General features: G+C 67.4%; 19 protein-coding genes. 13 read left to right on the top strand and 6 right to left on the bottom strand.

The genetic code is table 11. The annotated features are described in order from the left end of the window. The first annotated feature begins 395 nt into the window (after positions 1-395). The 4 genes from AC1DDG_RS04770 to AC1DDG_RS04755 all read left to right on the top strand — a co-directional run bounded on the left by AC1DDG_RS04770 (position 396) and on the right by AC1DDG_RS04755 (position 8,908). Positions 396-1,082: a DUF4232 domain-containing protein gene (locus tag AC1DDG_RS04770; RefSeq protein ID WP_476875126.1), complete on the top strand. Its 687-nt coding sequence runs from the start codon at positions 396-398 to the stop codon at positions 1,080-1,082. Between the two features lie 146 nt (positions 1,083-1,228). Beyond that, positions 1,229-2,725 carry an FAD-dependent oxidoreductase gene (locus AC1DDG_RS04765; protein ID WP_230118787.1) on the top strand — a complete coding sequence of 499 codons (1,497 nt, stop codon included), beginning with the start codon at positions 1,229-1,231 and terminating at the stop codon, positions 2,723-2,725. A 74-nt stretch (positions 2,726-2,799) separates the two neighbouring features. Next, positions 2,800-7,992, top strand: a complete 5,193-nt coding sequence (locus tag AC1DDG_RS04760) for an Lhr family helicase (protein ID WP_476875125.1) — start codon at positions 2,800-2,802, stop codon at positions 7,990-7,992. Next, positions 7,985-8,908, top strand: coding sequence for a DNA-formamidopyrimidine glycosylase family protein (locus tag AC1DDG_RS04755; RefSeq protein ID WP_230118785.1), 924 nt, complete (start codon positions 7,985-7,987; stop codon positions 8,906-8,908). Before AC1DDG_RS04760 ends, AC1DDG_RS04755 begins: the two co-directional genes overlap by 8 nt. 101 nt (positions 8,909-9,009) lie before the next feature. Here AC1DDG_RS04755 and yczE read toward each other — a convergent pair whose 3' ends face one another. Beyond that, on the bottom strand, positions 9,010-9,663 hold the full coding sequence (gene yczE, locus AC1DDG_RS04750) for a membrane protein YczE (RefSeq protein WP_230118784.1): 654 nt from the start codon (positions 9,661-9,663) through the stop codon (positions 9,010-9,012). A gap of 59 nt (positions 9,664-9,722) precedes the next feature. On the opposite strand from yczE, the gene yczR reads away from it, so the two are divergent. Beyond that, positions 9,723-11,207, top strand: coding sequence for a MocR-like transcription factor YczR (yczR, locus tag AC1DDG_RS04745; protein ID WP_230118783.1), 1,485 nt, complete (start codon positions 9,723-9,725; stop codon positions 11,205-11,207). A 294-nt stretch (positions 11,208-11,501) separates the two neighbouring features. Here yczR and AC1DDG_RS04740 read toward each other — a convergent pair whose 3' ends face one another. Continuing rightward, the gene (locus tag AC1DDG_RS04740; protein WP_476875124.1) at positions 11,502-12,194 is read right to left on the bottom strand and encodes an SRPBCC family protein; all 693 of its coding nucleotides are present in this window, start codon (positions 12,192-12,194) and stop codon (positions 11,502-11,504) included. Further along, complete coding sequence (locus tag AC1DDG_RS04735; RefSeq protein WP_476875123.1) at positions 12,187-12,882, bottom strand: ArsR/SmtB family transcription factor; 696 nt, start codon at positions 12,880-12,882, stop codon at positions 12,187-12,189. Before AC1DDG_RS04735 ends, AC1DDG_RS04740 begins: the two co-directional genes overlap by 8 nt. A 144-nt stretch (positions 12,883-13,026) precedes the next feature. Between AC1DDG_RS04735 and AC1DDG_RS04730 the strand changes: the two genes are divergently transcribed. Further along, positions 13,027-14,031 carry an RluA family pseudouridine synthase gene (locus AC1DDG_RS04730; protein ID WP_230118829.1) on the top strand — a complete coding sequence of 335 codons (1,005 nt, stop codon included), beginning with the start codon at positions 13,027-13,029 and terminating at the stop codon, positions 14,029-14,031. 48 nt (positions 14,032-14,079) lie between these two features. Here AC1DDG_RS04730 and AC1DDG_RS04725 read toward each other — a convergent pair whose 3' ends face one another. After that, positions 14,080-14,637, bottom strand: coding sequence for an O-acetyl-ADP-ribose deacetylase (locus AC1DDG_RS04725; RefSeq protein WP_476875122.1), 558 nt, complete (start codon positions 14,635-14,637; stop codon positions 14,080-14,082). Between the two features lie 189 nt (positions 14,638-14,826). Between AC1DDG_RS04725 and AC1DDG_RS04720 the strand changes: the two genes are divergently transcribed. Both AC1DDG_RS04720 and AC1DDG_RS04715 read left to right on the top strand, forming a co-directional pair. After that, positions 14,827-15,867: a serine hydrolase domain-containing protein gene (locus AC1DDG_RS04720; RefSeq protein ID WP_476875121.1), complete on the top strand. Its 1,041-nt coding sequence runs from the start codon at positions 14,827-14,829 to the stop codon at positions 15,865-15,867. 113 nt (positions 15,868-15,980) lie between these two features. Next, positions 15,981-16,610: a DedA family protein gene (locus AC1DDG_RS04715; protein WP_230118778.1), complete on the top strand. Its 630-nt coding sequence runs from the start codon at positions 15,981-15,983 to the stop codon at positions 16,608-16,610. Positions 16,611-16,629: 19 nt separating this feature from the next. Here AC1DDG_RS04715 and AC1DDG_RS04710 read toward each other — a convergent pair whose 3' ends face one another. Both AC1DDG_RS04710 and nicT read right to left on the bottom strand, forming a co-directional pair. Then, positions 16,630-16,935 carry a hypothetical protein gene (locus tag AC1DDG_RS04710; protein WP_230118777.1) on the bottom strand — a complete coding sequence of 102 codons (306 nt, stop codon included), beginning with the start codon at positions 16,933-16,935 and terminating at the stop codon, positions 16,630-16,632. A 76-nt stretch (positions 16,936-17,011) separates the two neighbouring features. Further along, the gene (gene nicT / locus AC1DDG_RS04705; RefSeq protein WP_230118776.1) at positions 17,012-18,142 is read right to left on the bottom strand and encodes a Nickel transporter NicT; all 1,131 of its coding nucleotides are present in this window, start codon (positions 18,140-18,142) and stop codon (positions 17,012-17,014) included. A gap of 137 nt (positions 18,143-18,279) precedes the next feature. Between nicT and AC1DDG_RS04700 the strand changes: the two genes are divergently transcribed. The 5 genes from AC1DDG_RS04700 to AC1DDG_RS04680 are packed head-to-tail and all read left to right on the top strand — an operon-like array spanning position 18,280 to position 23,401. Next, a complete protein-coding gene (locus tag AC1DDG_RS04700; protein ID WP_230118775.1) occupies positions 18,280-18,609 on the top strand; it encodes a hydrogenase maturation nickel metallochaperone HypA/HybF in 330 nt (109 codons plus the stop codon). Positions 18,610-18,612: 3 nt separating this feature from the next. Further along, on the top strand, positions 18,613-19,473 hold the full coding sequence (gene hypB, locus AC1DDG_RS04695) for a hydrogenase nickel incorporation protein HypB (RefSeq protein ID WP_476875120.1): 861 nt from the start codon (positions 18,613-18,615) through the stop codon (positions 19,471-19,473). Positions 19,474-19,502: 29 nt separating this feature from the next. After that, positions 19,503-20,561 (top strand): NADH-quinone oxidoreductase subunit B family protein, encoded by a 1,059-nt coding sequence (locus tag AC1DDG_RS04690; protein ID WP_476875119.1) that lies wholly within the window; start codon positions 19,503-19,505, stop codon positions 20,559-20,561. Positions 20,562-20,588: 27 nt separating this feature from the next. Beyond that, entirely contained in the window at positions 20,589-22,388 is a 1,800-nt protein-coding gene (locus AC1DDG_RS04685; protein WP_476875118.1) for a nickel-dependent hydrogenase large subunit, read from the top strand. Between the two features lie 5 nt (positions 22,389-22,393). Beyond that, complete coding sequence (locus AC1DDG_RS04680) at positions 22,394-23,401, top strand: NifU family protein (RefSeq protein WP_476875117.1); 1,008 nt, start codon at positions 22,394-22,396, stop codon at positions 23,399-23,401. The last annotated feature ends 1 nt before the right edge of the window (position 23,402 follow it).

Genomic DNA, 23,402 nt, shown 5'->3' with positions numbered 1-23,402 from the left:
CCCTGCACGCCTCCGGCAGAGCCGGGGGCGGTGCTGGCTGCGGGAGTGATGGACAAGCGCGGCCAGACTATGAGCTGTAATTCCTATCCGAATTGAACTTATCCAATTCGTGGACAAGCGAGACCAAGTTCATTCTGACATAGGGAAATGGGCATATCAACGGACTTTCCGCCTATTTATCGGGCGTTTTATCGGTCCTGGCATGATTTATCGTTGCATCATTCATTGGCCGCACCCGGCCATCCGATCGGCAGCGCCGCAGGCCACCCGGCGGCCGGTTCACCCGGCCGAGCTCCGCATGCTTCCAGGGTCCGGATGTCACGATCCGGGCACCAAATCGGCCAGGGGGCCGTGGCTTCGTTGACTCAGGCAAAAAGGGCCGCAATGTTAATGCCATGAGGCTTCAGCGAATCAACAATGGACTGATAGGCACGACGGCGGCTGCCGCCCTGGCGCTTTTGCTCACCGCCTGCGGACCAAGCCAGCCGGCCGGCCAGTCGGGCACGGAACCGGCGGCAGGATCCGCCTCCGCGAGCGCCGGCCAAGCGGCCCCCGAAACGTCCGCCCCGCCGTCGTCCTCGTCGGCAGCGGCGCCTTCAGCGACGCCGACCAGGCCCACAGCCGCCAGCGCCACATCCTCGCCGGCATCCACCGGTGCCGGAAGCCAGCTCTGCAAGGCATCCGCCCTGAAAGCCTCCACGGATTCCACCGGCGGCGGCGCCGCCGGCAGCGTCTACATGCAGCTGATCCTGACCAACAGCGGCACGGCTTCCTGCCACCTCAAGGGCTTCGCCGGCGTCTCGCTGACCAGCGGCCCCAACGGCAAGCCGATCGGCGCGCCCGCCCAGCGGGACACGTCCGCGCCGGTGACCGATGTGCTGCTGGCTCCCGGACAAGCGGGAAGCGCCGTGCTGCGCTACACGCAGGCCCACAACTACCCTGACTGCGTCCGTGTGCAGGCTGCAGGATTCCGGATCTACCCGCCCGAGGACACAGCTTCCCTTTTCGTGGCCAGGCCGTCAGACGCCTGCAGCAACGCCTCCATTGAGCTCTTGACTGTCGGTGCGTTCCAGGCCCGCTGATTAGGGCACATGTTCCGGTCCTGCAGCTGTTTCTCCGCCGTGCATCCGTCAGTACACTGTCGGTTACGTCAGGTCTTTGCCGGCAGGCCGGGCCCGACGCAGGTTTGGGCCCCGGGCTGGCTACCGTTTAAGGCAGGTTGATCTACGTGACGTCGCTTTGGTTGGACCGCACCGACACTTTCAGCGGAGACGACTTCCGCCAGGGGGAGGCGTACGACACTGTCATCGTTGGCGCCGGCCTCACGGGACTGGTCACGGCGCTCCTGCTGGCACGATCAGGTAAGAACGTCCTCGTGCTCGAAGCCAGGAGCCCTGGCGCCGTGACCACCGGCAACACCACAGCCAAAGTCACGCTGCTGCAGGGAACCGTCCTCTCGGAGCTCCGGCAGCAGTACTCCGAGAAGATTGTGGATGCCTATGTGGCGGCCAACCGCGAAGGGCAGGCCTGGCTGCTGAGGTATCTGGAAACCCGCAGGCTTCCGTTCCAGGAACGTGACGCCTATACCTACGCCACCACGCCGAAGGGTGCCGAAACGCTACGCGCGGAGCTCGCCGTGGCACTGGCCGCCGGCGTCGAGGTGGACTACGTGCGCGACGCCGGCCTCCCGTTCCCCGTCCACGGATCCGTGCGCCTCCGCGGGCAGGCCCAGATTAATCCCATGGACGTTGTCCTTGCCCTGGCCGAGGACGTCCGCTCGCACGGCGGCACCATCGTGTCCGGCGTCCGGGTCCAGAATGTGAGCGGAACAGGCCCGTCCACGGTCGAGACGGACCGCGGTGCGGTGCGCGCCAACGAAGTGGTGCTGGCCACCGGCACGCCGATCCTGAACCGCGGCCTGTACTTTGCCAAGCTCAAGCCCAACCGCTCCTACGCCGCCGCGCTGGAGCTGTCCGGATCTTCGGCGCCGCCCGAGGGCATGTACCTGTCCGTGGAGCAACCGGTCCGGTCGTTGCGCGACTACCCGGCGGACGGCCGGCGCCTGCTGCTGGTGGGCGGCAACGGCCATCCGGTAGGGACGTCAGGGTCGGAGCAGGCGCACCTGGACGAGCTCCTGGCCTGGGCGGGCTCGCACTTTCCCGGCTCCGCGGTGACGCACACGTGGTCCGCCCAGGATTACCAGGCCTCGAACCTCATGCCTTTCTTCGGAAAACTTCCCCGCGGCCGGGGCCGGATTTTCTTCGCCACCGGGTACAACAAGTGGGGAATGACCAACGCAGTGTCCGCGTCGCTCAGCATCGCCGCGGACATCCTCGGCGGCCACTTGCCGTGGGCCGACACCATCCACCGCCGTGTCACGTCCCCGCTGGGCGCAGCATCCGCCGTGGCGCTCAACGCCGGCGTGGCAGCCACGATCGCGAAGGACTGGGGCAAGGCCGGACTGAAGAAACTGCCCCAGTACGGCACCGCCGCGCCGGCGGAAGGCACGGGCACCGTCACCCTTCGCGGCCGCAAGCCGGTGGCAACGTCGACAGTGAACGGGGCATCCTGCTCCCTGTCCGCCGTCTGCACGCATCTGGGTGGAATCGTGCACTGGAACGACAATGAGAAATCCTGGGACTGCCCCTTGCACGGCTCCCGCTTCAGCAGCGACGGGCAGCTGCTCGAAGGGCCGGCAACACACAACCTTCCGCCGGCCGAGTAGCCGCTTCTGGCCGGCTCACGCCCGCAATCCAAGGCGCCGGGAATACTGTCAGTGCGTTAGGGCATGATGGAGGCATGCAGTCGCAGGGGACCGCCGGCACATCCGGCGGCACATCTTCGGTGGACACCATGGGCCAGTTCAGCCGGCCCACCCGCGAGTGGTTCCTTGGTGCCTTCGCCGAGCCGACGCCCGCCCAGCAGGGCGCCTGGAAAGCCATCTCCTCGGGTTCGCACGCCCTGGTTGTTGCCCCCACCGGCTCCGGAAAGACGCTCGCCGCCTTCCTGTGGGCGCTGGACCGGCTGCTGGTTTCCGGAGCGGCGGTGGCCGCCGAATTGCCCGGGCTCGAGGCTTCTTCCGAGGGCAAACGGCCCAGGGCCAAACGGCCGAAGCGGAAAACCCGCGTACTGTATATTTCGCCGCTCAAGGCGCTTGGCGTCGACGTCGAACGCAACCTCCGCTCACCCCTCATCGGCATTACGCAGACAGCCAAGCGCCTGGACCTCCCTGCGCCGCTCATCACCGTGGGCGTCAGGTCCGGGGACACCCCCGCATCCGACCGGCGGGCCCTGCTCAGCAACCCGCCGGACATCCTCATCACCACCCCGGAATCACTGTTCCTCATGCTTACCTCCAAGGCCCGGGAAACGCTCAGCGAGGTGGACACCATCATCGTGGACGAGGTCCATGCCGTGGCCGGCACCAAGCGGGGCGCCCACCTCGCGGTGTCGCTGGAGCGGCTTGATGCACTGCTGCCCACGCCGGCCCAGCGGATTGGACTCTCCGCCACAGTAGAGCCACGGGAGCTCGTGGCGCAGTTCCTGGCCGGCTCCGCCCCGGTGGAGATCGTGGCACCCCCTTCCCGCAAGAACTGGGACCTCACAGTGTCAGTCCCGGTGGAGGACATGTCTGACCTCCAGGGCGCCGCCGGCGCCTTCGACTCCGGCCCTGCCTCGGGGCTGCAGCCCCAGGCCTCCATCTGGCCGCACGTGGAGGAGAAAATCGTGGACCTGGTGCTGGCCAACCAGTCCACCATTGTTTTTGCCAACTCGCGGCGGCTCGCGGAGCGGCTGACCGCACGGCTGAATGAGATCCACGCCGAACGGCAGCTCCTGGCCGTCGGGGGCGGCGGCTGGGAGGACCCGGTGCCGGCACTGTCCGGGGGCGTCCCGACGTCCACGGGCACGCCGGCACACATGATGGCCCAGGCCGGGAGCACCGCAGGCGCCGAGCCGCTGCTCGCCAGGGCCCACCACGGCTCCGTGTCAAAGGACCAGCGGGCACTGATCGAGGACGATCTGAAGTCCGGACGGCTGCGCTGCGTCGTGGCCACGTCATCGCTGGAACTCGGCATCGACATGGGCGCCGTTGACCTCGTGGTCCAGGTGGAATCGCCACCCTCGGTGGCCAGCGGGCTGCAGCGCGTGGGCCGCGCCGGGCACCAGGTGGGCGAAGTCTCGCAGGGCGTCCTGTTTCCGAAGCACCGGGCGGACCTCGTCCATACGGCCATCACCGTGGAGCGGATGCTCGGCGGAAAAATCGAGCGGCTCAGCGTTCCGGCCAATCCGCTGGACATCCTGGCCCAGCAGACGGTTGCGGCCACCGCGCTTGGCAGCATCGACGTCGAGGAGTGGTTCGCCACCGTACGGCGTTCGGCGCCGTTCGCCACTCTCCCCCGCTCCGCCTTCGAGGCCACCTTGGACCTCCTGGCAGGCCGTTATCCCTCCGATGAATTCGCCGAACTTCGTCCGCGGATTATCTGGGACCGGAACGCCGGGACCATCGAGGGCAGGCCCGGAGCACAGCGGCTTGCCGTCACGTCCGGCGGGACCATCCCGGACAGGGGCCTGTTTGGCGTGTACATCATCGGCACCGAGTCGGAGGGTGCGGCCTCACCCGCCGGACCAGGCGCGGATGGCAGAGCGTCCGGCACACCGTCCCCGGCCAAGGGCGGGCGGCGCGTTGGCGAACTCGACGAGGAGATGGTCTACGAGTCCCGGGTCGGCGACATCTTCGCCCTCGGTGCCACGAGCTGGAAGATCGAGGACATCACCCACGACCGCGTGCTTGTCTCCCCCGCTTTCGGCCAGCCGGGGAAGCTCCCGTTCTGGAAAGGGGACTCCCTGGGCCGGCCGGTCGACCTGGGCCGCGCCCTCGGCGCGTTCGTCCGGGAACTGTCAGCGTCCGACGTCGGCCCTGCCACCGACCGCTGCAAGGCCAGCGGCCTCGACGACTTCGCCGCCAACAACCTGCTGCAGTACCTCAGCGAGCAGAAGCTGGCCACCGAAGTGGTGCCCAGTGACACCACCCTCGTGGTGGAACGCTTCCACGATGAACTCGGCGACTGGCGTGTCATTCTCCACAGCCCCTTCGGGATGCCCGTGCATGCGCCGTGGGCACTGGCCGTGGGCCAGCGGCTTCACCAGCGCTACGGCCTGGACGGCTCCGCCATGGCCGCGGACGACGGCATCGTGCTGCGCGTTCCGATGATGGAGGACGAACCGCCCGGGGCCGAACTGTTCCTGTTCGACCCGGAGGAGCTCGAACAGATCGTGACGGCCGAAGTGGGCGGCAGCGCCCTGTTCGCCTCCCGCTTCCGCGAATGTGCAGCCCGCGCCCTGCTGCTGCCGCGACAGACTCCGGGCAAGCGGCAGCCGCTGTGGCAGCAGCGCCAGCGGTCCGCCCAGTTGCTCGACGTCGCCCGGAAATACCCGACCTTCCCGATCGTGCTGGAAACTGTCCGCGAATGCCTTCAGGATGTCTACGATCTGCCGGCCCTGAAAGAAATCGCCGCGTCCGTGGAACGCCGTGAGCTCAGGATCGTGCAGACCACCGCCCAGCAGCCTTCGCCGTTCGCCAAGTCGTTGTTGTTCGGGTACGTGGCACAGTTCCTTTACGAAGGCGACTCCCCTCTGGCCGAGCGCCGGGCCGCCGCGCTGGCGCTCGATTCCACCCTGCTCAACGAACTGCTGGGCCGCGTAGAACTGCGGGAACTGCTGGATGCCAGGGTCATTGAGGGCACGGAGCTGGAACTGCAGCGCCTGGCCGCCGACCGGAAAGTCCGCGGACTCGAAGGCGTCGCCGACCTCCTGCGGCTGCTCGGTCCGCTGTCGCCGGAAGAGGTGGCGGCCAGGCTGGCTCCGCCGGTTGAGCCCGTCGAAACCGCGCCGGTTGGGCCCGTCGAAACCCAGGTCGCCAGCCCGCTGGTTGAGCCCGTCGAAACCCAGGTCGCCAGCCCGCTGGTTGAGCCCGTCGAAACCGCGCTGGTTGAGCCTGTCGAAACCTCGCTGGTTGAGCCCGTCGAAACCCGGGCCACCGAGCCTCCTCTGACGGACGCCGTCGCGCACCTCGCCGCCCTCCAGCGCGCGAACCGCGCCATCAAGGTGAGCATCGGCGGCACCGAGAGATTTGCCGCGGTGGAAGATGCAGCCCGGCTGCGGGACGCCATCGGGGTCCCCCTGCCGATGGGCGTGCCCCTTGCCTTCATTGAGCCGGTGGCGGATCCCTTGGGCGACCTCGTCTCACGCTACGCGCGCACGCACGGTCCGTTTACCGCTGCGGAGGCCGCTGCAAGGCTGGGACTTGGTGTCGCCGTCGTCGGCACGGCACTGAAGAGGCTCGCCGCCGACGGCCGCGTGGTGGAGGGCGAGTTCCGGCCCCACGTCGAGCAGGTTGCGAGCCTGACCACAAGCCCCGTAACCCAAGGTCAAAGCGCCGGCCCTGCCCAGGCTCCTGATGCTGCGATCGCGGCCGAGGTCGAGCCCCCGGCGGAGCCGTCCCCTGCCGAGGACGCTGCCGCACCGGCAATCATCATTGGCCCGGCCGGCAGCGAATGGTGCGACGCCGAGGTACTCCGCAAGCTCCGCCGCCGTTCCCTCGCCGCGCTGCGCGCCGAGGTGGAGCCGGTGGACGCCACTGCGTACGGGCGGTTCCTGCCCGCCTGGCAAAACGTCCGCGCCCCAGGGGCCGGCCGCGGCCAGCCCGCCCTGCGCGGCCTGGACGGCATCGTCACGGCCATCGATCAGCTGTCCGGCGTGCCCATTCCGGCGTCGGCCTGGGAACCCCTGGTGCTGGCCAGCCGGGTATCCAACTACCAGCCAGCCATGCTGGACGAGCTCATGGCCGCGGGCGAGGTCCTCTGGTCCGGTGCCGGCTCCCTCCCCGGCAATGACGGCTGGGTCAGCCTGCATCTGGCCGACTCCGCGGAACTGACGCTGAATCCGGCGATCGACTTTGAGCCCGGCGACGCCCAGCAGCGGCTGCTGGACCATTTGCAGACCAACGGCGGCGGCTATTTCTTCCGCCAGCTGACGGACATTGCCGGCGGAATGGATGCAGTTCTCAGCGACCAGGACGTCGTCTCCGCGCTGTGGGACCTTGCATGGGCCGGCAGGGTCACCGGCGACACGTTCGCGCCCGTACGGTCACTCATCGCCGGCGGGCACACTGCCCACCGCCAGGTAGCCAGGGCACCCCGATCACGGGCTCCGCGGATGAGCCGGCTGGGACGGTCACACGGCACGGGACTGCTGGGCTCTCCTGGGCTGGCCGGCGGACGGTACGGCTCAGTCACCGGTTCGGCTCCTACTCCGCCGCTGGCAGCCGGGCGGTGGTCTGCTCTGCCGTCCCCGGAGCTCGATCCCACGATCCACGCGCGCGCCATCGCGGAGCTGCTTTTGGACAGGTACGGCGTGGTCACCCGCGGCTCGGTCATGGCGGAGAACATCCTGGGCGGATTCGGACTCATGTACAAGGTGCTGGCCAGGCTCGAGGAAGCCGGACGCTGCCGGCGCGGCTACTTCATCGAACACCTCGGCGCGGCCCAGTTCGCCGTGCCGGCCACGGTGGACCGCCTGCGCTCATACTCCGAGGACACACAGCTGGCCAAGCCGGAGCCGGTGGCCTTGGCCCTGGCCGCCACTGACCCTGCCAACCCGTACGGTGCCGCACTGTCCTGGCCGGCCCTGAGCGTGGAAGCGGGCAGCGGGCACCGTCCGGGCCGCAAGGCGGGGGCCCTTGTCGTCCTGGTGGACGGCGCCCTGTCACTTTACGTCGAACGCGGCGGCAAGACACTCCTCGTCTTCACCGAAGACGAACCCGTCCTTACCGCGGCCGGCGCGGCCCTCGTCGACGTCGTGAAGCGCGGAGCCGTGGACAAGCTTGTTATGGAAAAGGTCAACGGCCACGGCATCCTGGACACGCCGGCCGCAGTGGCGCTGACGGCGGCAGGCGCCTACTCCACCCCGAAAGGACTGAGGATCCGTGCCTGAGGGCGATTCCGTGTGGCGGGCCGCCAACCAGCTGCACGGCGCCCTGGCCGGCCAGAAACTCATCGCCTCGGACTTCCGCGTGCCGCGCTTCGCCACGCTGAACCTTCAGGGCTGGACCATGGAAGAAGTGGTGCCGCGGGGCAAGCACCTGCTCATGCGCCTGGTCAGTCCGGCCGAGGAACGGCTGACCATCCATTCGCACCTCAAGATGGAGGGCAGCTGGCAGGTCTACCCGCCCGGCGGCCGGTGGCGGAAACCGGGATTCACCGCCCGGTGCGTGCTCCGCACTCCCGCGGCAGACGCCGTCGGCTTCTCCCTCGGACTGCTTGAGGTCATCCGGACGTCCGAGGAGGACAGGGCCGTGGGGCATCTGGGGCCGGACCTGCTGGGCCCTGGCTGGGATCCGGCCGAGGCGGAGCGGCGCGTGGCTTCAGCGCCCGAGGTGCCGATCGGCGTCGCCCTCCTGGACCAGCGCAACCTTGCCGGCATCGGCAACATCTATCGCTGCGAGGTGTGCTTCCTCGCAGGAATCCACCCGGCCTCGCCAGTCGCGGCCGCGGCGGATCTGCCCGCCATGTTCGCAGATGCGAAGCAGCTTCTCGAGGCCAACCTCGGCCCGGGCCGCCGGACTACCGTGCTCAACGCGCGCGGGACGCCGGTGGGCCGGGCTGCGGGCCGTCCGGGGTACTGGGTCTACCGGCGTGAACACCAGCCGTGCCTTCGCTGCCGGACTCCAATCCGCCACGGGGTATTGGGCAAGAGCGTGCCGCGCGGCGGTGCGCCCGGGTCAGCCACGCCCGCATCCACCGCGTCGAAGTCGGGCGCTCCGCGTTTGGCGCCGGACCTGGTGACCGAGGAGCGCGACATCTACTTCTGCCCCAAGTGCCAGCCCCTGCTTGGAACCGGCGGGGCCTGACAGGACGCGCAGACCGCGAGGGGTACACGGAAACGGCGTGACGACGCGTGCATTCGCGCGTCGCCACGCCATTTGCTTGTCACGGCGGGCCATCCGCCTCGTCAGGACGCGGCCACCGGCGCTTCGGCCTCTTCCACGCGGCCGGCAGCGTCCCCGCGGGCACCGCGCCCCGTCCCGGCGGCGGGGACCATGAAGCGCGGCAACAGAACCTGGACCAACGGCCCGATGGCCAGGGCGTACACCACGGTACCCACACCCACGGAGCCGCCAAGCAGCCAACCCGTGCCCAGGACCACCACTTCGATGAGGGTCCGGGACATCCGGACGGACCATCCGGTGCGCCGGGCCAGGCCGGTCATCAGTCCGTCGCGGGCTCCCGGACCGAACCGTGCACCGATGTAGCAGGCGGACGCGATCCCATTGAGCACCACGGCCCCGCCGAGCATGGCAATCTGGCCGCCGAGATGGGAAAACACCGGGATCAGCGCCAATCCAACGTCGGCGAACACGCCCACAAGCACCGCGTTGCAGAGTGTGCCGAATCCGGGCCACTGCCTCAGCGGGATCCAGAGCAGCAGCACCAGGAAACTGACGATGATCACCACCAGGCCAATACTCAGCCCGGTCCTGCCGGCAATTCCCTGGTGAAACACGTCCCACGGATCAAGGCCAAGTCCGGCGCGGATGAACAACGCCAAGGAAAGGCCGTACATGGCAAGGCCGGTGAAGAGTTGGAGGAGTCTGCGAGTCATCATTGAACCATCCTGACCGCAACTGGCATTGATTTCCATAGCCAGTCTGAGATACTGGCCTTATGTCCGGATCCCTCAGCCCCACGGCCCTCGCGCGCCTTCTGGGCCAGTGGCACCTCGGTGCCACACCCGCCTACCGCGAGCTGGCCGACGTCGTCCGCCTCCTCGTCCTGGATGGACGCATTCCGCTGGGAACCGCGCTCCCGAGCGAGCGGACGCTGGCCGCGACTCTGGCCGTGAGCCGCACCACCGTGACAGCGGCCTATTCAAGCCTGCGCGAGCAGGGCTTTCTCAGCAGCGGCCAGGGCACCCGCGGACGCACCTGCCTGCCCAGCAGCTCGGACCGTGCTCCCGGGACCGAAGCAGCAGCCCGCGCGGGACTGTCGGGCGCGCCGGGACTCGCAGTCCCCGACGGTGTCATCGACCTGGCCTACGCCTCCCTCCCGGCCAGCGGCGAAGTAGTGCACCGGGCGTTTGCTGCCGCCCTGACCGAGCTGCCGGCACTGCTGCCTGGTTTCGGCTATGACGCACTGGGCGTCCCCGCGCTCCGGGAGGCAATCGCCGGCCGGTACACCGCCGTCGGGGTATCCACCACGCCCGCCCAGATCCTGGTGACGTCCGGTGCGCAACATGCGCTGAACATCGTGCTGCGTGCCATTGTGGGCAGGCAGGACAAGGTGCTGGTGGAGCACCCCACCTATCCGAACGCCCTCGATGCCATCCGGGCAACGGGCTGCCGGATGGTTCCGGTGGCCCTGCGTCCCACACCTGAAATGGGGTGGGACCTGGACGCCGTGGAGGCAGCGCTGATGCAGCAGCGCCCCAGACTGGCCTACATGGTCCCCGACTTCCACAACCCCACCGGCCGGCTCATGTCCGACGCCCAGCGCCGCCGGCTGGTCCGCGCCGCCACCGCGTCCGGCACGGTCCTGGTGGCGGATGAAACCCTCCGTGAGTTGAACCTCGACGGCGGGACCGCGGCGCCGCTCGCTTCCTTCAGCCCCGCGGTGGTTTCCATCGGATCACTGAGCAAGTCTCACTGGGCAGGATTGCGTACCGGCTGGATCCGCGCGTCAGAAAGCCTGATCCAGCGCTTCGCCGCCGCCCGGACCACCATGGACCTGGGCGGACCGGTGGTGGAGCAGCTGGCGGCCGCCCATCTGGTGCGCACCCTCACAGAGCCCCTGCCGGCCCGGCTGGACGCGATGAGGGAAAGCCGCGCCGCGCTGCTGGATCTGCTGCGGGCGCACCTGCCGCAGTGGCAGCCTGAACGGCCCTCCGGCGGCCTGGCCGTCTGGTGCCGGCTGCCCGCCGCCAGCAGCACGGCACTGACCGTTATCGCGCCCGAGTTCGGCATCCGGCTCGCGGCCGGCCCGCGCTTCGGCGTGGGCGGCGTCTTTGAGAACCATCTCCGCGTGCCGTTCACCCTGCCGCCGGACAAGCTCGAAACGGCCGTCCTGGCTTTACGCTCCGCCCAAGAGCGGCTGGACGCGGCCCCGCAGCTGCGCAGAACACTCAAGGACTCCCCGGCCGCAGCCATCGCGTGATACCCAATGGCTTGCTGACGCTCTCTCACCTCCTGCACGATCCGGGCCGACGCTCTCTCACCTCACGCACGATCCGGGCCGACGCTCTCTCACCTCACGCACGATCCGGGCCGACGCTCTCTCACCTCACGCACGATCCGGGCCGACGCTCTCTCACCTCACGCACGAAACCGGAACGCTCCCTCACCGCGTGAGAGAGCGTTTCGGTTTCAGCGACAGGAGGTGAGAGAGCGTTCCGGTTTAAGCCGCAGGAAGTGAGAGGGCGTCCCAGACCGTTTTCGGGTCCTGAGGCTGTTAGGCGTAGACCCTGGCCAGGAAGCCGCCCCAGGCTGCGGCCGTGGCCTCGGAATCGCCGCTGCCGCTGAAGTCGTGCACAGTCATGCCAACCGGCGCGCCGAAGGAGTTGCGGCCGAAGAACCGGTACAGGGCGTTCCCGGTACGCAGGCCGAGGAAGTGCTCATTGGAGAAGTCCACTACCCCCGACAACCGCCCCACGCCGTCGAGCTCTGTCTCCACCGCATCGCCCGCGGACGAGCCTTCCACACGGAGCGCTTTCTTCAGCTGCATAAAGCCGTCCGGCGTCTGCGAGGACGCGGGCGCCTGCACGTCCGTAAACACCACCGGCCTGCCGTCGAAGTGCCTGAGGTACTGCCCCAGGGTGTGCAGGTAGAACTCGGTGTGCTTGCTGGCGCCGTCATACTGTTCATCCCAGTTGTCCACGAAGATGCCGCTGTGGACGTAGTGGAGTTTGGTGCGACCGCCGTCGAGCGGTTCCAGCACGTGCTCCAGCTGGTTGAACCAGCCGTCCGGCCCGTCCATGCGCGTCACGAGGTGGCCGGGGTATTCGTCGACCGTGCGGACAGCGGGCCACTGGTCCGTGGGGAACATCCACGCCGGGGTGTCCTTGGTGACGGCCTCCCAGACACGCTCCGGAGTGCCAGGCAGTTCGGTGTCGAAAACAATCTCGAATTCGCGGTCGTCAGTCATTGTCCTGCTCCTTAGCTGGTGATGTTGCGGTTATGCCTGTGGTGGTGGCCGGGCTGGGCTCCGCCAATGTTGGTTCGACCGGCTTGAGCGTCGGATGGAGCGCGACGACGAGCCGGTGCTTTCGTCCGCCCCCGCCCGAGGCCGCACTGCGTGCGCCGGCGGCAGCACCGCCGTCGTGATACTTGTCCACGAGCCGTGTGACAGCGACACCGAGCTCTTCGGCGAAGGCCGCACGCTCCGCGGCGGAACGGAACGTGATCTCGCCGTCGATCGCGAACGTGGCGAGCTTTTGCCTGGCCGCGGCAGCACCGGCGATAAGCTTGCCGACTTCCTGGACCATGCGGCCGGCGAGCGCCAGCAGCCAAAAGGCCGAGAAGCGGTCCGAGAACCTGTGCGGGTCCGGCGCCACGGAGGCCAGCGCCGCCGGTGAGATCAGGTACGATGCGGCCGTGGCCTGCAGCACCCGCTCGGTGACATTGCCCTTGCGGCGCTCCTCCACGAGCTCCACCAGGCCGTGCCGCTCGAGAGCCTTGAGGTGGTAGTTCACCTTCTGCCGCGGCAGCCCCACCTTGCCTGCAAGCTGCGTGGCGGACCCCGGCTCTGCGAGCTCACAAAGGATGCGCGTGCGGATGGGATCCAGCGAAGCCTCGGCCGCTGAGGGATCCTCAATCACTTCGATATCCAACATGCCTCCAGTCTGCCCACCGACAACTTTATTTGTCAAGAATTTTTTTCTCGTCGGTAGCTCGCGGTTACTCGATGTGCGCAACATCCAGCAGTGCAGGAACCGTCGAAACGGCGCCCAGGGCACGGCACGTAGAATGGACCGGTGATGCAATCCCCCCTTCCCGTGCGCGACGGCGTGAACGCGACCCGCCTCCGCCTGCCGGACGAAGGGCCGTGGACCACCGCGATGGACTACATGATGCACCGCTGGGGGCACATCGATCCGCAGGGCATCGAGGACAGGTTCGCGGCCGGCGAGATCGTGGGCGAAGGCGGCGTCCCCCTGGACCGGCGCACCAGGCTAGAGGACCACACTTTCATCTGGTACTACCGCACGCTTCCGACGGAAACACGCTTGCCAGTCGAGCTGAGCATCCTCCACCAGAATGAACATCTCCTGGTGGTGGACAAGCCGCACTTCCTGCCCACCACGCCCGGCGGCACCTACATCCAGGAGTCGGCGCTGGTGCGGCTGCGGAACCAGCTGAACCTTCCGGACCTGATCCCCATGCACCGGCTGGACCGCATGACAGCCGGCATCCTGCTCCTCTCGACCAACCCGGAGACCCGCGGCAGGTATCAGGTTCTCTTCGAAAAGCGCCAGGTGCAGAAGGAGTACGAGTGCGTGGCCGCCGCGAAGCCGTCGGCAGGGCACGCCGCCGTCGAGTTCCCGGCCGTTGTCCGGAACCGGATGACCAAGTCCCGCAGCTACCTGCTCGCCGAGGTCATCGACGGCGAACCCAACGCCGAGACCCGGATTGACCTGCTGAGGACGTTCGACGCCGGAACTCCCGACGGCGGTCATCCCGCCGCTGCCTCCCCCGCCGCCGGCAGGCACGGCGGCACAGCTGCCCACCACAACCCCGCACGGCGCCGCGGACTTTATCGGCTGGAGCCGCACTCGGGCAAGACGCACCAGCTGCGGGTGCATATGGCCTCGCTGGGCCTGGGCATCCTGCACGATGCGTTTTATCCGGAGCTGCTGGACAAAGCCCCCGACGACTACACGAAGCCCCTCCAGCTCCTCGCCCGGGGCATCCGCTTCGTTGACCCGATCACCGGGAAGCCCGTGGAGTACCGCAGCAGGCTCGAGCTGAGCGAAGCCCGTTAACCGTCCGGCCCGTAACCGTCCGGCCTGGTGTGCTGGCCCCGGTTGGCGTTACGCCTGGCCGGAGCCGCCACTGCTCTCGTCGAGAGCTGCCCGGAAAATTTCCGCCGTCTCATCGCCGAAGAGCACGAATTCCACGAGCTCCACCCTCGGCACCCCGGCTTCGACTGGGCGGCTGGTGTAGGCGCGGACCGCCTCGAATCCCACCTGCGCAACCTTGCGGGCATCCCAGCCGTAAACGCCTGCACCGACGGCAGGAAACGCCAGGGACCGGACGCCGAGCTCCTCCGCAATCCGCAGGCTTTCGGTAAAGCAGGAGGCAAGCAGCGCCGGATTGGTCTGCCCGGCATGGCGGTTCGGGCCAACGGTGTGGATGACCCACCGGGCCTGCAGCCGGAATCCGGGAGTGGCCACGGCCGCACCGACCGCCAGTCCGTGCTGCAGCTCCGTAGCCCGCAGCAGGCGGCAGGCCTCCAGCAGTTCCGGCCCGGCTGCACGGTGAATCGCGCCGTCCACACCGCCGCCGCCCAGAAGCGAGGAATTGGCCGCGTTCACAATGGCTTCCACTTGCCGCGCGGTGATGTCGCCCTGAACAATGTCAATCCGCATGCAGCCAGTGTGACACTGCAGCGGGCAGTGGCGAAGAGCGGTGGCGAAGGGCAGTGGCGAAGGGCAGTGGCGAAGAGCCGCGCGCCAAGGTCGTGAAGCGGGCGCGGCCATGGACACCGGCAGGGCTTGACGTGCCGGAGTCCGGCCCTTCTACTGAATGCGGGACCCTGCAACAACGGAGCCTTGACGATGCCCGATCCAGCCGCGCCTGAATCCACCGGGGATGACCGCCGGGACGCCATCCGGGCGGAGATGCGGGAGCTCATGACCCGTGCGCACGTTCCCGGGATGTCGCTCGCGGTAGTCTCCCGGAGCGGCCTGGTGCATACGGACGCACTCGGATTCGCCGATCTTGGCCGCGGCACGCCGGCTACGGCCGATACCGCGTATCTCTGGTTTTCCATGACCAAGCCGGTGACCGCAACCGCAGCGTTGAAGCTCGCAGACGAGGGGCGGCTGGACCTCGACGCTCCCGTCAGCGAGTACGTCGACCTTGTCCGGGCACCGGGTGACCGGCAGCCCACGGTTCAGCACCTCCTCACGCATTCGTCGGGCTTGGGCAACCCGCTGCCGCTCAAATGGATCCATCGGGCCGGGGAGCCCGGCCCGGACCAAGGGGAAATGCTCCGGAGAATCCTGGGGATGCGCCGACCGTTCAGGTATCCCGTGGGCAAGGCCGGCAGATATTCGAACGTCGGGTATCTGGTGGTGGCGGAAATCATCCGGCGGGTCACCGGTGAGCCCTTTGGCAGCTACGTCCGGCGGTCAGTCCTGGACCCGCTGGGAATGGCCGCCACCGGGTTTGCCTATGCACCTGGGCGGCCCGCGGCCACGGGCTACGTGAGGGTTCCGCGGACCGCCACCCCGCTTCTTTCCGCGGTCCTTCCGGAAGGCATTGCCGGGCCGCGGCAGGGTTCCCAGACCGCGCTGAATCCCTTCCTGGTGGACGGCGCCGGCTATGGGGGCCTGGTGGGACCTGTGACCGATGCCGCCGCGTTCGTCCAGCTTCACCTCAACGACGGCATGCACGGTCGGCACCGGATTCTCCGGGAGGCCACCGCACAAACGATGCGCAGGCTCACCGTCCAGGGCAACCGTTTCCGGCACGGCCAGGGCTGGTTCCGGAAACCCGCAACCGGCAGCGGTGCGAACTACGTCGAACACTTCGGCACGGGCATCGGGTTCTGGAATGTCATGCGCCTCTACCCGGCCGGAACCTCGGCGCGGTGATCATGACCAACGGCACGTCCGGCTACAACTACAACGCTCTTTTCAAGCGCATCCTCGTCACTCCGTGGGCCTGACGCGCAAGTTCTGACGCGCAAGTGCGGTACCTTGTGCCAATGGACTTCGGCAACGCGGACACCTGGGGAGCCGCGATCTACTTCTGGATCATTCCGGCGGTACTCGGCGACGCCATCTTCCCGCCAATCCCGTCCGAGATGGTCCTGATCACCGGCGGCGCACTCTCCGCCGAGGGCCGCGCCAACCTGTTCGTGATCGGCCTGCTGGCTGCTGCAGCCTCCTGGGTGGGCGACGTGGTGGTGTTCCAGCTCTTCAAACGCCGGCTGAGCCATGTCCTGGACCACTGGCGGTGGGGCCGGAAAATACACCACGGCATCCACGAAGCCATTGCCAAAGCGGGCCGATCCTCGACGTACGGCACCATCATCGGTGCCCGGTTCATTCCCGGCGGACGGCTCGCGACGTCCGCTGCCGCCGGGATCGCAGACGTCTCGACGCGCGGCTTCAGCCTCTGCGCCGGGCTGGGCGCGGTGCTCTGGGCCACCTGGCTCGTGGGACTCGGCTACTTCACCGGTTCCACCACTGGGCTTCCCTTCTGGGCAAGTTCGCTCATCGGGGTGGCCGCAGGCCTGGTGATCGGCGCCGTCGTCGGGATTATCGCCACCCGGCGCCGCGGCAGCCGGTCCCCGGTGGACGAACCGGGCGGTCCGGCAGAGCCTGCCCCCTAAACGGCAGGGGCCGCTACGGTCAGACGGGCGCCCACCGGCCGCGGCTGCGGCGGAGCACCGAAAGCGAGCCAGTCACCGCAACGCGTTCGACGGCGTCGCGCATCATTGCTGCCGATTCCAGCGCCTGGCTGTTCTCACCGCTGTATTCGGTGGCCTCCACGAGGAAGCGAAGGTTCAGTTGCGGCACGCCGCCCGCGAGGTCAAGCTGATTCGATTCCACGTGATGGCGGGTGCCCAGGGCCTCCACAGCGGCGGCCATGACGGCCTCGGGAGGGTTGCCCGGCTTCAGCCCGGTGATCTTGAGTCTGGTCTGGAACGACGGCATGGGATCCACCCTAGCGTCAGCGCGAACTGGCAGGTAACTCCCGTGGACACCTGCCGGGGGCTGGCGCCGCCGCCCGCTAGCTGCGTTGGCCGGCGTCACCGTTCCTGACGGGACTCGCCCACCGCTCCTCGATGTGGCCGAAGCGCCAGACTCCCAGCGCAAGGATCCAGGTCGAGACGAACAAAGCGACGACCGTGTATCCCACCGAGTTGAGGTCGAGCCCGCCGATGGCAGCCAGCGGCCCCGAACTTATCCCGGCCTTTTCCACGAAGATGGAAATGAGTTCGATGGAGCCGATGCCCAGTGCGACGGCGACGGAAAGTCCCGTGATGACGATGTTGTAATAGATCCTGCGGACGGGCCTGGACAGCGCCCAGCCATAGGCGAAGTTCATGAAGCAGCCGTCGATGGAGTCCAGCAGGCTCATGCCGGCGGCAAACAGCACGGGCAGCGTCAGAATCGCATACCAGGGAAGGGTGGAAGCCGCCGCTCCGCCGGCGAGAATCAGGAGGCTGACCTCTGTGGCGGTGTCGAACCCCAACCCGAACAGCAGCCCCACTCCGTACACCTGCCAGGAGCGCGTAATCAACCGTGTCGCCCGGCCAAATACCCGGATTAACAGGCCGCCGCCGGACACCTCCTGCGCTTCGGTTTCACCGTCTTCGCCGTGGCGCATGCGCCGGACGGACTTAAGGATGCCCAGCAGGACACCGAGGTTCAGGATGCCAATGCAATAAAGGAACAGGCCCGAGACGGTGGTGCCGATCAGTCCAAGTGCCGAGTGGATTTCGGTGGCTTCGGCCGCGCTCCGGTCCGTCAGGCTGCGGATGCCCGCCGCGAGCAGGGCGCACATGCCGAACACCACGCTCGAGTGCCCTAGGGAAAACCAGAATCCGACAGACATCCTGCGCCTGCCCTCGCCGCAGAGCTTGCGGGTGATGTTGTCGATCGCCGCAATGTGGTCAGCGTCGAAAGCGTGGCGCAGGCCGAGGGTGTAGGCCGCAACTCCGAGGCCAATGCCGAACGCCCCGGCGGATCCAGACTGGACGTTTTCCGGCGCCGCCACACCCGCCAGCACGCCCCAGCCCAGGATGTGCAGCAGCACGACGAACGCCGTCATGCCGCCGATCGACGCCCACTCCCGGCCCGTCAGGTCGCGGCGGCCGCCGCGTCTGCGGGCCGAGCGCGCAGCCACCGTTTGCTTCATGGTTCGAGCCTCGGGTTCCACATGCGATGCAGACTGCTGGGATGACTTCGCTATGTAGCGGAAGTATACGCCGGAGTCATTTTGGATGGTTGCGCTTTATCCGCGGCGAGCCTATCTTGGCAGGAAGGAGTGCCGCCATGCACGAACTCTCTATCACGCAGAGCCTTGTTGACACCGTTCTGGACCGCACCGGGGAACGGACAGTAACCGGCGTCAACCTTCGAATTGGACCTTTGTCCGGCGTGCTTCCGGACGCCATGCGGTTCTGCTTTGACATTGTTTCCGCCGGCACGCCCCTGGCCGGCGCCCGGCTCCAGATCGATGAACCTCAGGGCCTGGCCCGCTGCCGGACCTGCGCCCAAAAATTCGAACTTGCCGACCTGATCCTGCTTTGCCCCTGCGGAAGTGCGGACGTCGAAGTTCTCAGTGGCCGCGAACTCATGGTGCTGTCTGTGGAGGTGGCGTAATAGATGTGTACAACATGCGGCTGCGGCGATGAGGCGAACACCAGGGTCTCAACCCTCGAGGAACCCCACCACACCCACGGGCATGAGCATCCGCATCAGCACGGGCACAGCCACGAGCACGAACGCGAGCACGAGCACGAACACGAACACGCCGGCCATCAGCATGCCCTCCGCCACCCTGAGACCATCTCACTCGAACAGAACCTGCTGGCCAAGAATGACCTGCTGGCGGCAAGGAACCGCGGCTGGCTTGCCGGCCGCGGAATCCGGGCCTTCAACGTCATGAGTTCGCCCGGCGCCGGCAAGACCACGCTCCTGGTCCGCACGCTCACCGACCTGGGCGAGCACTTGCAGGCCGGCGTCATTGAAGGGGACCAGGAAACGTCCCTGGATGCTGACCGGATCCGCGCAGTGGGCCGTCCGGTCATCCAGATCAACACCGGGGCCGGCTGCCATCTCGATGCCGACATGCTCCGGCGCGGACTGGACGCCCTGGACCCGGAAACCGGCTCCACAGTCTTCATTGAAAACGTGGGCAACCTCGTTTGCCCAGCTCTTTTCGACCTTGGCGAAACTGCCAAGGTCGTGGTCGTTTCGGTAACGGAAGGTGATGACAAACCGCAGAAATACCCGCACATGTTCATGGCAGCCGACCTCGTGATCGTCAACAAGTCGGACCTGCTCCCCTATGTCGATTTCGACGTCGACGAGTGCCTGCGCCGCATCCGGCAGGTCAACCCGCGGGCCGAATTCCTGATCGTCTCGGCCGCCACCGGCGAAGGCCTGGCTGCCTGGTACGGCTGGTTGGACGGTTCGACATCCCGGTCAGACCCCTTGACTGAATCTCTGACAGACGCACATTGAGCCCTCACGGGCCACCGAAAGAGGCACCGATGCCTACCGAAGCATCCATCAAGGCCGAAGAAGCCCTTATCCACGTGCTGTGGATCAACGCCGGACTTAGCTGCGACGGCGATTCAGTCGCCTTGACTGCGGCCACACAGCCCAGCGTCGAAGAGATCGCCCTCGGCGCCCTGCCCGGTCTGCCACGGATTGCCATGCACTGGCCCCTGATCGACTTCGAGTGCGGACCCCAGGAAGGAGCCGACGACTTCCTGGAGTGGTTCCGCAAGGCGGACCGCGGGGAACTGGAACCGTTCGTCCTGGTGGTCGAGGGGTCCATCCCCAATGAAAAACTCCACGACCCCGGCGGCTACTGGTGCGGGTTCGGCAACGATCTCGAGACGGGCCAGCCCATCACCACGAGCGAATGGCTGGACCGCCTGGCGCCGAAAGCCACCGCAATCATTGCGGCCGGCACGTGCGCCACGTACGGCGGGATCCACGCGATGGCGGGGAACCCAACAGGCGCCATGGGAGTTCCGGACTACCTCGGATATGACTGGAAGTCCAAGGCAGGCATCCCGATTGTCTGCGTCCCGGGCTGCCCGATCCAGCCGGACAATCTCTCCGAGACCGTGACTTACCTGCTGTACCAGGCCACTGGCCAGGCACCGATGATTCCGCTGGACGACGCGCTCCGGCCCACCTGGCTGTTCGGCAAGACAGTCCACGAGGGCTGCGACCGTGCCGGGTACTACGAGCAGGGCGACTTCGCCACCGAATACGGCTCCCCCAAGTGCATCGTCAAACTCGGCTGCTGGGGCCCCGTGGTCAAGTGCAACGTACCCAAGCGGGGCTGGATGAACGGCATCGGCGGCTGCCCGAACGTCGGCGGCATCTGCATCGGCTGCACTATGCCCGGCTTCCCGGACAAGTTCATGCCTTTCATGGACGAGCCTCCGGGCGGAAAACTCTCCACCAACACCATCCGGCCTTACGGATCCGCCATCCGGGCATTGCGCGGCATCACCACCCACACCCTGGACCAGGAGCCGAAATGGCGCCGGCCCGGACGCGAGCTCCTTACCGGCGCGCAGCGCACCTGGTAACCACCCACTTCCAGACAGGCGAGAAAAATGACCTCCACAATTCCAATGCCTTCCCGGAGCGGCGCGGACAACAACAACAACAACCTGGTGGAGATGGCCTGGGACCCGATCACGAGGATCGTCGGCAGCCTCGGCATCTACACCAAGATCGATTTCGCGAACAACCAGGTGGTTGAGTGCAAGAGCACGTCCTCGATCTTCCGGGGCTACTCCATCTTCATGAAGGGCAAGGACCCCCGGGACGCCCATTTCATCACCAGCCGCATCTGCGGAATTTGCGGGGACAACCACGCCACCTGTTCCTGCTATGCGCAGAACATGGCGTACGGGGTGAAGCCGCCAAACCTGGGTGAGTGGATAGTGAACCTGGGCGAAGCGGCTGAGTACATGTTCGACCACAACATCTTCCAGGAAAACCTGGTGGGCGTGGACTACTGCGAAAAGATGGTGTCCGAGACCAACCCCGGCGTCCTGGCCAAGGCGGAAAACACCCGGGCACCGCACGAGGGCGAGCACGGCTACCGGACCATCGCCGACATCATGCGCTCGCTGAACCCCTTCACCGGCGAGTTCTACCGGGAGGCGCTGCAGGTCAGCCGGGCAACCCGCGAAATGTTCTGCCTCATGGAGGGGCGCCACGTGCACCCTTCCACGCTCTACCCGGGCGGCGTGGGTACAGTTGCCACCATCCAGCTGATGACGGACTACATCACGCGGCTCATGCGGTACGTGGAGTTCATGAAGAAAGTCGTCCCCATGCATGACGACCTTTTCGACTTCTTCTACGAGGCGCTGCCGGGGTACGAACAGGTGGGGCTGCGGCGCACGCTGCTGGGCTGCTGGGGCTCGCTCCAGGACCCCGACTACTGCAATTTCGAGTACAAGGACATGACCGAGTGGGGCCGGAAGATGTTCGTCACCCCGGGCGTCGTGGTGGACGGCAACCTGGTCACCACGGACCTGGTGCGGATCAACCTGGGCATCCGGATCATGCTTGGCTCCTCCTACTACGAGGACTGGGAAGACCAGGAGATGTTCGTGACCCACGATCCACTGGGCAACCCGGTGGACCGGCGGCATCCCTGGAACCAGCACACCAATCCGCGGCCGCAGAAGCGGGACCTCGAGGAAAAGTACAGTTGGGTCATGTCCCCGCGCTGGTTTGACGGCCAGAACAACCTGGCGCTGGACACCGGCGGCGGGCCGCTGGCGCGCCTCTGGGCAACGGCGCTGGCCGGGCTGGTGGACATCGGCTACATCAAGTCCACCGGCACGAGCGTCCAGATCAACCTGCCCAAGACCGCGCTGAAGGGTCCCGTTTCCTTCGAGTGGAACATCCCGCAGTGGAGCAACACGCTGGAGCGCAACCGGGCCCGCACCTACTTCCAGGCGTATGCCGCCGCAGCCGCGCTGCACTTCGCGGAAAAGGCACTGGAAGAAATCCGCGCCGGCCACACCAAGACCTGGGAAACCTTCGAGGTCCCGGACGAAGCAATCAGCTGCGGCTTCACCGAGGCTGTGCGCGGCGTCCTGTCGCACCACATGGTGATCCGCGACGGCAAGATCGCCAACTACCATCCCTACCCGCCCACGCCGTGGAACGCCAGCCCCACAGACTCGGCGGGCGTGTCCGGCCCTTACGAGGATGCCGTGCAGGGTCAGCCGATCTTCGAGGAGAACGACCGGGAACACTTCAAAGGCATCGACATCATGCGCACCGTCCGCAGCTTTGACCCGTGCCTTCCCTGCGGCGTCCACATGTATCTGGGCAACGGCCAAACACTTGAGACGATGCACTCCCCCACCCAGACCCTGACCGGCGAGTAACGGCCATGCACGGCGGGGACCGGCCGCGGCAGACGGGCGACCGGATCGGCACCCTCCTCGACGCCCTCGGCGCCGGCGGCGCGGTGGCCCGCGAGCGCGCCGAGGACCTGGTCCGCGAGGTGACGGACCTGTACGGCTCGGGTCTGGAACGGATGCTGGAAATCCTCGACGAACGAGGAAAACTCGACGACGGCACGCTCGCGGCGCTGACATCCGACGACCTCGTGTCCAGCCTGCTGGTGATCCACGGGCTGCATCCGCAGTCCATGGAAGCCCGTGTAGCCGCGGCGCTGGACAGCGTCCGGCCGTATCTTGGGTCCCATGGCGGTGACGTCGAACTGATGGATATCAGCCCGGAGGGCGTGGTGCGGCTGAAGCTGCTCGGCACCTGCCAGGGCTGCCCGTCGTCGTCCGTCACGCTCAAGTTCGCCGTCGAGGAGGCGATTGAATCCGCCGCGCCGGAGGTGACGGCCATCGAGGTCGTCGAGCAGGAGAAGCAGGCTGCCACGCCTGCGTTGATCCCGGTGGATGCGCTGCTGGTGCGGATGAACCATCCCGCGGAGGCAACAGCCGGGCATGGCTGGCGGGACCTTCCCGGCGGTTCCTGGGAACCTGTCCCCGAGATCGCCGGGCTGGAACCCGGCGACGTTGCGGGCTTCCTGGTCGGCGGCTACCCGGTGCTGGCCTGCCGGACCGGCCAGGACGTGTACGCCTACCGCGACTATTGCCCGCGCTGCACCGGTTCGATGGCGGGAGCGGCGCTGCAGCGTGCCCTCGCGGCGCCAGTTGGCGGAGGTTTGCTGCGCTGCCCGACCTGCCGCGGCCATTTCGATGTCAGGCAGGCCGGTGCGTGCCTCGAGGACAAGAGCCTGCACCTGGAGCCGTTGCCCCTGCTGGTCCGGGGCGGCGTGATGTCCGTCGCTGTACCGGCCACTTCCGGACCCGCCACCTCCGGGCAGGTCGTCTCGGGGCAGGTCGCCGCCGAACCCGTTGCCTCCGGGCAGGGCGGCTGAG

The sequence above is a fragment of the Arthrobacter sp. 10L430 genome, from assembly GCF_056395245.1.
This window is presented reverse-complemented; position numbering and strand designations above follow the sequence as displayed.